Below are 11781 nucleotides of genomic sequence, written 5' to 3' on the forward strand. Positions count from 1 at the left end.
GCTTATGCACGGGTTTAGGGGGCGGGTGGCTGCGCTGCCAGAATGCGCGAAATATCATTCTCGCTCAGATGGTAGCGGAAGAAGATATTATAAAAATTGCGCAGTGCAGTCCGGATATCCAGGTCTGCGAACAAGGTGGGATGGAGTTTTTTTGCCACCCACTGCACCTGTAGCAGCACTTCGCAGCCGTAGCGGTCCCATGCAAAAACCCCTTTGGGGTTGGTCCACCATTTTTGCTGCTGGAATGCGTTGAGCGTACGCAGGGGGGAGGATTCGGGCAGTTCACCGGCGGAAGGGTCCACAATCACCACATCGGGGTTCCAGACGGCTATCTGCTCAAAGCTGACAGGGCGGTGATTGCCTGCAACTTTTGCGGCATTGGTACCTCCTGCGGCCTGGATCCATGCGTCAATCAGGGTGTTCTGCCCATCAATCTGAAGGGGAGAAAAACGGGCGATGTGGAGCACGCGCGGGCGCTCGGTGGCCGGAACCTGTGCCGTGCGGAACTTGAGCAGTTCCAGCACACGCTCCATTTCCTGACGATAGCGCTTGGCGGTGTTATGGGCCTCCTGCGTGCCAATGGCCTCAGCACTCATGTCCAGAGAATTCAGAAGGTCCGGCATGGTCATGTATTCGGCGGCAAGGGCTGCAATGCCTGCGCGCCTGAGTTCTTCCGCCTTGGCCTTGGTGGGCACGAATGTCAGGCCGATCCTGTTGGCCAGCAGGTATTCCGCGCTGGCCGTATCGGGTCTGACGCCCATATGCGCCATGTGCAGCACGGGGGAAATTTTAAAAAGCCATGGATTATCACCAGGATTTTCAGCTGTAACCCGTATGCGTGGTGCAGCCCCCAGCATCACGCTTATTTCGTTATGGGCAAACCACAGATCCGCAATGGGGGGAGCGCCATCCTTGATCTCGACAGTTGCGCCACTCATATCTGTAACAAGGCGCGCCTGTGCAGACATGGGAGCATAAAAAGCAAGGGTTGCAACCATGGCTGCCGTTATGCGCGACAGGCTAAAAGATATGGGGCGGTGGAAGGTCATGCGGTTATCCTAATTTCAGATATGTTAAAATATGGACAGACAGCTTGCAAGCCACATCGGCAGGAGAGGCAGAAATCCTACGGTCCATAGCAGCAGGAGACGGCGGATCGTGCGCAGACATAGTGTTATGGTAGGGGGCAGGGTTCTGTATTACGCAGCGCAGCTATCGCATGCGCAGCGTTTTGCCCGTGCCCGGCAGGCGGAGGGCATACAGGCCTATGTTGTGCCCGACCCAATGCCCCGGCGTACCCGCACGGCACGCATAAACCCGCTGACCGGCAAGCCTTACAACAAACCCCAGACCGGCAGACACATGGTAAAACGATAAAGCCTGATTCTCATGGTTTATATTTTGCGTATTGGAGGTCTATGGGTTTTAATATCAGACCATAACCGTGCGGTTACGGCGCCAGCTATCTTCCAGCGCATCGGCCGGGTCGGGGTGAGGATCACTCCACGTGCCATTCTGGCCGGGGGCATGGGTCAGTGCGCGCCACTGGGCTTCCCCCGCCAGCCGTTCTACCACGACATGCCACGATGGGGGAATGCGCTCTAGCAGACGTTCCATTTTTTGGCCCGAGGTGAGTGGTTTGGCGTAGTTATGCCCCATAACTGGTGGTCTTTCAGTGTTTGCTGGCTTTGAGCCGCCCCATGATCTCGGCAATGGTTTCTGCTGGCTGGTGCAGGGTCAGCAGGGACCATGCGGCCTCGTCAGGGTGTGGAGGTTCGAGCGTTTCCAACTGGTTGGGCAGTTGGCCGGGTGGCATAAAATGGCCTGTGCGCGCGCTTAAGCGCGTGTGCAAAGTGCCTTCATCTGCATGCAGATAAACAAACTGCACAGCCAATCCCTGCGCGTGCAGCATAGTGCGATACACACGTTTGAGTGCCGAGCAGGCCAGAATACCGCCAGTATTATGCTCCGCGCAGGATTTGAGCCATGCGTGGCATCGCTCCAGCCATGCTTTGCGGTCTGTGTCGGTCAGGGGAATGCCATCGCGCATTTTGGCAATGCTGGCCGCATCATGCATGGTGTCCGCGTCCAGCCATGGCCAGCCCAGTTCGTTGTGCAGGCCTTCGGCAATAGTGGTTTTGCCAGACCCGCAAACTCCCATAACAACAATCAGATGTTTACCAATGCCATGTGCTGCGGGCTGGGCGGGTAGAGTGTGTCCTGGCGGAAAAGCTGAACTGTTCAAAGGCATGTCTGGCTCCCTTGTGGTGTTATGACCTGAATACCTTCGGGGCCTGCGGTAATGGTCTGGGTAGCCATGTGCAGGAACAACCCGTGCTCTACTACGCCAACAACGCCATACAGGGCGTGGCTCAGTTTTTCAGGCTCCATAATGGCTGGAAAAACACAATCCATAATCAGGTTTTTTTCATCTGTGAGAAAAAAAGACCCATCGCGCATGCGGCGCGGTGTAACCTGTGCACCCAAAAGTCCAAGCTTGCGTGCGGCATTTTCCCATCCAAAGGGAATGACCTCTACAGGGAGGGGGCAGCGCATGCCCAGATGGTCCACGTATTTGCTGGCATCAGCCACCACTACAAACCGGGCTGCTGCGGCAGCCACAATTTTTTCCCACAAGAGCGCACCGCCCAGTCCCTTGATCAGGTTCAGGGTTGCCGGTTCGATTTCATCCGCGCCATCTATCGCCAGATCAAGCTCGGGCTGCTGGCCAAAGGTGGTCAGGGGGATACCCTCTTCGCGCGCCTGTCTTTCGGTCACGATGGATGTGGGAATGGCGGTAATCCGCAGCCCTTCTTCACGAATACGGCGGCCAAGTTCGGCCACTACAAATTTGGCGGTAGAGCCGGTGCCAAGGCCCACGGCCATGCCGTTTTGCACCAAAGATGCTGCTTTTACGGCGGATTGCTGTTTAAAGGCTGCGGCGGGATCGGGGGTGGGGAGGGTCATCAGTCTGTTTGTCCTTGTTATTCTTGGTCCGATGAGGCTGCTGCCTGGTCTGTAAACCATAGCAGTTCGCCTTGCGCCGTCACCGCGCTGGCCGGACAGGCGGGGTCCTGTGCACGAATATGGGCTAGAATATCCCGTTTTGTGGCTCCTTCCACCAAAAAAACCACATGCTGGCTGGAATGAATGGCAGGGTAGGTCAGCGTCAGGCGGGTATGGGGAGCTACGGGGGGCACGCAGCTTGCGACCCATGCCGTACGGTTGTCGAGTACGGGCAGGCCGGGAAAAAGCGAGGCCGTATGTCCATCCGTGCCTATGCCCAGAAGCTGTACGTCAAAAAAAGGTCGGTCTGGGGAAAAATCCTTTGCGCCGTAAAGGTTTTTCAGGGTTTGTTCATACGTTCTGGCGGCATCCTCCGCCTGTCCATAGTCGGGCATGGGAAAAATGTTGGAGGGAGGAATAGGGGCTTTTGAAAAAAGCAGCCGCTGCATCATGCCAAAATTACTGTCTGCATGGTCATGGGGTACAAAGCGGTCATCCCCGATAAAAAACTGCATGTTTTGCCAAGGAAAGCGCGCAACATAGGGTGCGCTGGCCATAAGGGCGTACAGGTGCTGCGGAGTGCTTCCCCCGCTGAGCGCCAGCCGGAAAGGTGCATTGCCAGTTTTGGCAAGACTGCGTTCCAGCAGCCAGTCCGCCAGTCCGGTTATCAGTGCCTCCCGTTGGGGAAAAACATGCATGGTTCCTGTGGCGGTGGTCTGTCCGGGCATCATGGGTCTTTCTTGCTTATGGAGGGGGCGCAGTGGTTACAGAGGTGGGAGCATAGTGCAAGACGGAGGCCGTGTGGCAACGGGGCAGCACAAGGTCCGTAATGGCACGGGCCCAGCCCTCCTGCGTGTTGGGGCTGGTTACGCAATGTGCGTAGGTCTGCACATCCGGCGTGGACTGGCCCATGGCAATGGCCAGCCCGGCAATGGCCAGCATGGGAATATCGTTGTTCATATCACCAATGCAGGCAACCTCGTTCACGCTTACGCCGTAGTCAGCGGCCAGTTGGCGCACGGCATACCCTTTGTTGGCGTGCAGGGGGGTAATGTCCAAAAACCATTTGCTGGAGAGGGCAACACTGGCACGCCCTGCCAGCTCGCGGCCTATATGGACTTCCTGCTCCTGCAGCATGGCATGGTCTGCGGTGGAGCCGGTAACCTTGCCAATATCATGCACGCAGGTGTGCAGATCGCCGACTTGTGTTGGTATGCTCTGCACGGTCCGGCTTTCTGCCAGTACAAGAGGGTTCCGCGCATTGCGCACAAGCCATTCATGCCCACGGAACAGCCATGGGTCCACCTGCCGGGCCGCCAGCAGGTCAAGGGCTTCCTGCACGGTTTGCGGAGCGAGTGAGAGGCTGGAGCGGATGGTCCGGTCGGGGTTGAACAGGGTGCCCCCATCAAGCGCACCGTAGGGCGTGTTTATTCCTAACTGCTCAAAATACATTTCCATCCCACCCGGAGGGCGACTGCTGACAAGGCAGAGGGGAATACCCGCATGCCGCAATGCCTGCGCTGCGGCTATGCTTTGGGGGGTAATCTGCTTGTTCGGGGTGAGCAGTGTGCCATCCATGTCGGAAACAACAAGGCGGATGTGGCGGGCAGGGGGGCGTTCGGGGCCATGCCTGTTCTGCCCAAAGCCTGCCATTGTGTTTTCCCTTCTCAATGCCCCGGCCCGTATAATGGCCGGGGGTAATAAGGCGTTCAGCCTTTGCTTTCTACGTGGCCGCCAAAGCCGAAGCGCATGGCGGACAGGATTTTTTCTGCAAATGTATTGTCACTGCGTGAACGAAAGCGCGTAAACAGTGCTGCTGTCATGACCGGCACGGGCACGGCTTCTTCAATAGCGGCTTCAATGGTCCAGCGGCCTTCGCCCGAATCGCTGACTTCTCCACTGAATCTGGAAAGTTCGCCGTTATTGGCAAGAGCCTGTGCCGTCAGGTCCAGCAGCCAGGAGGAAACCACGCTACCCCGGCGCCAGACTTCGGCAATATCGGCCATGTTCAGTGAAAAGCGTTCGTCCTCGGCCAGAAGCGGAGAGTCTTTGCGGTACATGACGTCAAAGCCTTCTGCAAAAGCCTGCATCATACCGTATTCAATGCCGTTATGGACCATTTTGACAAAATGGCCAGAACCCGCCGGACCGCAATACAGGTACCCCTGCTCGGCCCGAGGGTCCAGCCCATCGCGGTCGCGCTCGGGGGTGCGGGGAATGTCGCCCATGCCCGGAGCAAGGGCTGCCAGAATGGGGTCAATATGGTCAGCGGCTTCTTTGGCACCGCCGTACATCATGCAGTAGCCCCGATCCAGCCCCCACACGCCACCGGATGTGCCGATATCCAGGTAATCAATCCCTTTTTCGGCCAGCACCTTCGCGCGGCGAATGTCGTCCTTGTAGTAGGTGTTGCCGCCATCAATCACGATGTCGCCCCGGCCCATTAACCCGGCAAGGGACATAACGGTTTCTTCCGTAATGTCGCCAGCAGGAAGCATGGACCAAACAGTTTTTCTGGGGCCGTGTAACTGTGCAACAACATCGGCCAGACTGTCTGCCCCTGCTGCGCGGCCGGGTTCTGCCCGTGCAAGTGTTTTTTCCACCGCTGCGGGGTCCTGATCGTATACAATAACGTCGTGCCCAAAGCGTGTCAGGCGGACGGCAATATTGCCCCCCATCCTGCCCAGACCAACAATGCCTATCTGCATGATCTTTCTCCTGCTTTCAGTCTTTATGACAGGGCGTCATGCAGGGCGGCGGCCAGTGTCGCAAGCCCTTCCTTCAGATTGCCACGGATATGCACGCGCAGAGCGCGGCGGTTACGCTCGCTCAGCACGTCAAAATCACCACGGGCCTGCGCAGTTTTGACCACGCCAAACGTGTAGCTGGTGCCCGGCACGGGCAGGTCACGCGCATTGTCCGCCGTAATCTGGAGGAATACACCTGTATTGGGGCCACCTTTATAGGCCTGCCCTGTGGAGTGGAGGAAGCGTGGCCCAAAACCTGTTGAGGTAGCAATTGTTTTGGCGTCGCGTACATGCAGGCGGATATGCTGGAGCCATTCCGCCGTTTCGCGGTTGCGCTCGATAAAGGCGAGCAGGGCCACGTAGTCACCCGGTTTTACACGGTTAAAATGCGCTTTGAGAATGCCAGAGGCGCTCTCGGCCTTTACAGCGGCGGCATTGGTGAGGTCCGTATAAAAGGCAAGAGGTCCGAATTCGGCAAACGGAGCCTGTGCAGGCAGCGCGCCGGTCTGTTCGTACGCTGCGGTCAGCTTGCGGGTTTCGATTTTTGTGGATTCCACATCGGGCTGGTCAAACGGGTCAATGCCCAGAAAAGCGCCAGCAACAGCAGTTGCGACCTCCCAGCGGAAAAACTCCTGCGCAATCTGGCGCTTGTTGTGCAAAGTGATGGTCAGAACCGGCTGCCCGGCTTCGATCAGGGTTGCAATGGCCTCATCCTGCTCATGCCGGTGTTCGGGGGCCAGACGCAGGTAGACGAACAGGCGGTCGTGGCCGTAGCGGCTGGGGCCACCCAGAGTTTCGTTATCAACCGGAATAATGCCCTTGCCGTGCTTGCCCGTGGATTCCGCCACCAACTGCTCCAGCCATGCGCCAAAACTTGCGATCTGGGGGGTGGCGATAATGCTGAGCTTGTCACGCCCCAGTGCCTGCGCGGCAACTCCCATAAGCGTGCCAAGCTGTACACCGGGGTTGAGCGCTGGCGGCACGCTGGCATCGCACAGACGTACGCCACGCAGCGCATCTTCCAAAAACAGGCGGATGGGCACGCCAGCGGCGGCGGCTGGCACAAGCCCGAAGTTGGAGAGAATGGAATAGCGTCCGCCAATTCTGGAGTCGCCTGCAAAAACTTTCCAGAACCCTTCCTGCCGGGCCAGTACCTCCAGCTTGGAGCCGGGGTCCGTAATGGCTACAAAATGCGAGCCCGCTTTATCCTTGAGGGCGCGTTTGGCCAGGTCCTGAAAATAGGCCAGCATGATATTGGGCTCAAGCGTGCTGCCAGATTTGGAGGCAACAATAAACAGCGTGTGCTCGGGGTCTATCTTGCGCTCAAAGGCTGCAACCTGCTGCGGGTCCGTGCTGTCCAGCACATACAGGTGGCCAAAGCCTTCGTGCTTGCCAAAGGTCATGGCCAGCACTTCGGGCCCCATGCTGGAGCCGCCCATGCCCATCAGCAGCACCTGTTTGAAGCCGCGCGCCTTGACCTCGGCCTGAAACGCCTCCAGCTCGCCCACATGGGCCAGCCGTTCGTCCACCACATCCAGCCAGTTCAGCCAGTCGGATTCGGAGTTGCCGGTCCATACGGAAGCATCCTTGCGCCACAGACGGCGGATGGTGCCATTCTGGCGCCATGCCTCCAGCCCTGCGTCCAGCGCCGTTTGCAGGTCGGCTGGCAGGCTGGTTCTGGAAGTGCTCAGCCTGTTACCCATCAGGGCAATCTGTTTGGCGGCAACGGAACCAAGGAGAGCATCAAACGCATCTTCAAACGCGCTCACACCTTCGTTGAGCAGCGCGGCGGTTACGCCATCCAGATCAAGGCCGAGGCGTTCTGCCTCTTCCATCACCCTGCGGGCTTCAGCAACGCCTTGTGTCAGGCTTTCGCTGACCGTGCCATGATCGCGGAAGGCGTCCATGGTGGCGGGGGGCAGGGTGTTGACTGTCTGCGAGCCGATCAGCGTGTCCACGTACAGCACATCGCTATAGGCTTTGTCTTTGGTGCCGGTGGAGGCCCATAGCAGGCGCTGGGTCTGTGCCCCGGCTTCTTCCAGTGCTTTCCAGCGCGGGGTCTGCATGATGTTCTGCCAGTAGGCATAGGCCATTTTGGCGTTGGCAATGGCTACCTTGCCGCGCAGGTTTTGGAGGTGCCCTGCATCCTTGTCCCCTGCCTGGATCCGCTGGTCTATGGCGGCATCAATCTTGCCATCAATCCGGCTGACAAAGAACGAGGCCACAGAAGCCACGCGTGACAGGTCGCCCCCCTGGGCCTTGAGGTCTTCCAGCCCGCTCAGCCATGCTTCCACCACATCCGCATAGGCTGCGAGTGAGAAAATGAGCGTGACGTTAACGTTAATCCCCGCCGCAATGCTCTGGCGGATGGCCGGAATGCTCTGCGGCGTCGCAGGGATTTTGATCATCAGGTTGGGGGCGTTTACATCGGCCCACAGCCGTTTTGCCTCATGCGCCGTCCCGGCTTCGTCCCGCGCCAGATAGGGAGAGACCTCAAGACTTACAAATCCGTCCCGGCCTTTGGTCTGGTCGTAAACGGAGGCCAGAACATGGGCGGCAGCCTGAATGTCGGCCACGGCAAGCCGTTCATACAGAGCACCGGGGGAGAGTGTTTCATGCGTCAGAATATCGCATATCTGCGGGTCATATTCCGTGCCTTCTCCCATGGCTTTCTGGAAGATGGCCGGGTTGGAGGTTACGCCGCGTATGTCGCCACTGTGTACCAGCCTGGCCAGTGAGCCGTCCTCCACGAAGGAGCGGCGGATAAAGTCCAGCCAAGGGGACTGATGGACCGTGGCCAGGGCCTGTAATGGGTTGCTGCCTGTTGGCACAGAGGCGGTCATACGTGCATATCCTTATCCTGCCCGGCTGCTGTCTGGCAGACGCCGGGCTTTAGTCCTGTAAGCGTTACGCCAGAGGGGCTGTCTGGTTCAGCCTGCCTGTTTGCGGGCGGCGTTGACAACAGCATCCACCGTAAAGCCGAAGTGCCTGAGCAGCTGGCTGGCCGGGCCGGACGCGCCAAAACCGTTCATGGCAAGAATGGTGCCGGTGGGGCCAGCGTAACGGTCCCAGCCAATGGGGGAGCCCGCTTCTACCACCACGCGCCCCGTAACGGCGGAAGGTAGAACGCTTTCGCGGTAAGATTGTGGCTGCGCTTCAAACAGCTCCCAGCTTGGCATGGATACCACGCGGGCGGGCACACCCTGAGCACTCAGGGTTTCATATGCTTCTACTGCCAGCGACAGTTCGCTGCCTGTTGCAATCAGGATGACCTTTGGGGTCTGTGCGCTGCTGGCCAGCACGTAGGCGCCTTTTGCCAGACCAGAAGCCGGAGCATAGCGTGTGCGGTCCAGGGTAGGCAGGTCCTGGCGGCTCAGGGCCAGTGCCGCAGGGCCAGAGCGGTTGGTAATAAGATAGCGCCACGCTTCGGCCACTTCATTGGCATCTGCCGGGCGCAGGGTGATCAGGCCGGGGGTTGCGCGCAGTTGCACCAGTTGTTCAATGGGCTGGTGGGTTGGCCCATCCTCGCCGACACCAATGGAATCGTGAGTGAAAATATAGGTCACTGGCAGCCCCATAAGGGCGGACAGGCGGATGGGCGCCTTCATGTAATCCGAAAAGATCAGGAACCCTGCCCCATATGGGCGCAGGCCATACAGGGCCATGCCATTGACAATGGCGCCCATGGCGTGTTCACGCACACCAAAATGGAAGTTGCGGCCAGCATAGCTGCCACCCCATCTGGCGGGCTGAAAACTGTCCTGCCCCTTGAGCAGCGTTTTAGTGGAGGGGGCCAGATCGGCCGACCCGCCCAGCAGCCACGGCAGGCGGCCTGCAACGGCGTTCAGGACCTCGCCCGAACTGGCGCGCGAAGCAATGCCCTTGGCGTCTGCGGGGTAAAGCGGAATATCCGTATCCCAGCCTTCGGGCAGGGTACCGCTGAAAATGGCGTTCAGTTCGTCCGCTTTTTCCGGGTGGGCGTTGCGGTAGTCCGCAAACAGTTTTTCCCATGCCGTGCGTGCGGCCAGGCCGCGTGCGCCAAGTCCTGCGCGCATATGCGGCAGAACGGCGTCGGGTACGGCAAAGCTGCTGTCTTCGGGCCAGTTCAGGAATTTTTTGGTTTCGCGCACTTCTTCCGCGCCCAGCGGTTCACCGTGGGCGGATGCCTTGCCAGCCTTGTGCGGAGCGCCCCATGCGATAACCGAGTGCGCAATAATCAGGGTTGGTTTGCTGGTCTGCGCTCTGGACTGGGCCAGTAGCTCCAGAAATGCGGCTGTGTCGTTGGCATCCTTGAGCTCAAGCACCTGCCAGCCGTAGGCGGCAAAGCGTTCGGCTACGTTTTCGGTAAACGCAACATCGGTCGAGCCTTCGATGGAAATCCGGTTGGAATCATAAATCCATGTCAGGTTGCCCAGCTCCAGATGCGCAGCAAGGGAGGCGGCCTCGCTGGACACGCCTTCCATCATGTCTCCATCCCCGCACAGGGTGTACACGTGGTGGTCGAACAGCGTAAAGCCGGGCATGTTGTAGCGTGCGGCCAGCCATTTTTCGGCAATGGCCATGCCTACGGAGTTGCCGCAGCCTGCGCCCAGTGGCCCTGTTGTGGTTTCCACCCCCGTTGTGTGGCCATATTCGGGGTGGCCGGGTGTTCTGGAGCCGAACTGGCGGAACTGGCGAAGGTCTTCCACGCTCAGCGCAGGTTCGTCCGTGACCCTGCCGTTTGTGACCTGCCGGATGCCTGCAACATGGATGAGCGCGTAAAGCAGCATGGAGGCATGGCCGATGGACAGCACAAAGCGATCACGGTTGGGCCAGAGCGGCGCTGTCGGGTCGTAGTTCAGGGTGTTCTGCCACAGGGTGTAGGCAATGGGTGCCATGGACATGGCTGCGCCGGGGTGTCCGGAGTTGGCGTTCTGCACGGCATCCATCACCAGGGTGCGAATGGTGTTGATGCACAGCGTATCGGGGCTGTTCACTTTACCGGCTTCTGCCCCGGCAGGTGCACGCAGGGGGGTAGAAAAAGAAACGCGCATAGCGGGCCTGTCCTCCAGCTGGGCTTTAGTGCCAAAGCCCGCAAATATAGGGTCGGGGCCTGTGCATGAGACCCCATTAAAAGACGTTTTTGCACAATTCCACGGTTCTGCATTTTTCGGCAAGAGATGAGCTTGCCGGGAGCGGAACCCTTGCGGAGTTATCCAGTTCAACCCATTATATCAAAAGAGTTGTTGTTCTGCCATGTTCCCTGCCTGCCATATGCCAACAAGTTGCTTTGCGGTGGGTGGGGAGTGTGGCAAAATGGAACGCTCACGCAATCAGGCGTACGATCGCGCGGGGCAGGATGCTGCCCTGATCAGGATAAACCGTTTTTTCCGGAGGTCAGCCATGACAGAAGAGTCTACACGGACGCAGTCCGGGCAGGCCCCCGCCAATCCGGCTGCCGGAGAAGGCGGGCAGGCTTTTACGCGGGAGCAGGTGGAAGCCCTGTTCATCAATGCAGCCAGAGAAGGAGATGCGGATCTTCTGGTCCGTTTTCTGGAAGCGGGCATGGACCCGAACCTCAGGGTGGAAAAGGGCTACACCCCCCTTATTCTGGCCGCCTATAATGGGCACAGGGATGCAGTGCGTGTGCTGCTGGACCGTGGAGCAGACCCGAACCTGCAAGATGAAAAAGGCTCAACCGCCCTTTCTGGTGTGGCGTTTAAAGGGGATGTCGCCTTGGTGAGCATGCTGCTTGGTGCGGGTGCAGAGGTGGATGCCGCCAATGCCGTAGGGCGCACGCCGCTTATGTTTGCAGTCATGTTCGGGCGGGATGATGTGGCCCGTGTGCTGCTGGAGGCACAGGCCAATGTGCTGCTGCGTGATGGGGAGGGGCTGAACGCTCTGGATCTGGCCCAGCGGCAGGGTAATGGCGCATTGTTGCAGGATATGAAAAAGGCGATAGGCGTTTCCGCCTGAGCCTGACGCAGGGGTATGGCTGCATGGCTGTGCCGTTCCTGAATTTTTTGACTGAGTTTTTTTTGAGCAACGG

At 58.8% G+C, this 11781-nt stretch carries 11 protein-coding genes; 2 read left to right on the forward strand and 9 right to left on the reverse strand.

Annotated features, from left to right (window positions below):
• Window positions 1–14: 14 nt before the first annotated feature.
• Window positions 15–1049: an ABC transporter substrate-binding protein gene (locus tag PY793_RS06550; RefSeq protein ID WP_275177284.1), complete on the reverse strand. Its 1035-nt coding sequence runs from the start codon at window positions 1047–1049 to the stop codon at window positions 15–17.
• A gap of 109 nt (window positions 1050–1158) precedes the next feature.
• Here PY793_RS06550 and PY793_RS06555 point away from each other — a divergent pair, with 109 nt between their 5' ends.
• Window positions 1159–1377 carry a hypothetical protein gene (locus tag PY793_RS06555; protein WP_275177285.1) on the forward strand — a complete coding sequence of 73 codons (219 nt, stop codon included), beginning with the start codon at window positions 1159–1161 and terminating at the stop codon, window positions 1375–1377.
• A gap of 54 nt (window positions 1378–1431) precedes the next feature.
• Here PY793_RS06555 and PY793_RS06560 read toward each other — a convergent pair whose 3' ends face one another.
• The 8 genes from PY793_RS06560 to tkt form a co-directional block, all read right to left on the reverse strand.
• Entirely contained in the window at window positions 1432–1659 is a 228-nt protein-coding gene (locus PY793_RS06560; RefSeq protein ID WP_275177286.1) for a hypothetical protein, read from the reverse strand.
• Window positions 1660–1672: 13 nt separating this feature from the next.
• Complete coding sequence (locus PY793_RS06565; RefSeq protein ID WP_275177287.1) at window positions 1673–2251, reverse strand: gluconokinase; 579 nt, start codon at window positions 2249–2251, stop codon at window positions 1673–1675.
• On the reverse strand, window positions 2242–2967 hold the full coding sequence (rpiA, locus tag PY793_RS06570; RefSeq protein WP_275177288.1) for a ribose 5-phosphate isomerase A: 726 nt from the start codon (window positions 2965–2967) through the stop codon (window positions 2242–2244). The genes PY793_RS06565 and rpiA overlap by 10 nt, the downstream gene beginning before the upstream one ends.
• Window positions 2968–2984: 17 nt before the next feature.
• Entirely contained in the window at window positions 2985–3734 is a 750-nt protein-coding gene (pgl, locus tag PY793_RS06575) for a 6-phosphogluconolactonase (protein ID WP_275177353.1), read from the reverse strand.
• A 16-nt stretch (window positions 3735–3750) separates the two neighbouring features.
• Entirely contained in the window at window positions 3751–4659 is a 909-nt protein-coding gene (locus PY793_RS06580) for an HAD family hydrolase (RefSeq protein WP_275177289.1), read from the reverse strand.
• Between the two features lie 56 nt (window positions 4660–4715).
• The gene (gnd, locus tag PY793_RS06585; RefSeq protein WP_275177290.1) at window positions 4716–5714 is read right to left on the reverse strand and encodes a phosphogluconate dehydrogenase (NAD(+)-dependent, decarboxylating); all 999 of its coding nucleotides are present in this window, start codon (window positions 5712–5714) and stop codon (window positions 4716–4718) included.
• A 23-nt stretch (window positions 5715–5737) separates the two neighbouring features.
• A complete protein-coding gene (locus PY793_RS06590) occupies window positions 5738–8596 on the reverse strand; it encodes a bifunctional transaldolase/phosoglucose isomerase (RefSeq protein ID WP_275177291.1) in 2859 nt (952 codons plus the stop codon).
• Window positions 8597–8683: 87 nt separating this feature from the next.
• Window positions 8684–10786, reverse strand: a complete 2103-nt coding sequence (gene tkt, locus PY793_RS06595) for a transketolase (protein ID WP_275177292.1) — start codon at window positions 10784–10786, stop codon at window positions 8684–8686.
• Between the two features lie 349 nt (window positions 10787–11135).
• On the opposite strand from tkt, the gene PY793_RS06600 reads away from it, so the two are divergent.
• Complete coding sequence (locus tag PY793_RS06600) at window positions 11136–11708, forward strand: ankyrin repeat domain-containing protein (RefSeq protein ID WP_275177293.1); 573 nt, start codon at window positions 11136–11138, stop codon at window positions 11706–11708.
• Window positions 11709–11781 lie beyond the last annotated feature (73 nt).

The organism is Acetobacter fabarum, from assembly GCF_029069195.1.
In the GTDB taxonomy this organism is placed as follows: domain Bacteria; phylum Pseudomonadota; class Alphaproteobacteria; order Acetobacterales; family Acetobacteraceae; genus Acetobacter; species Acetobacter fabarum_A.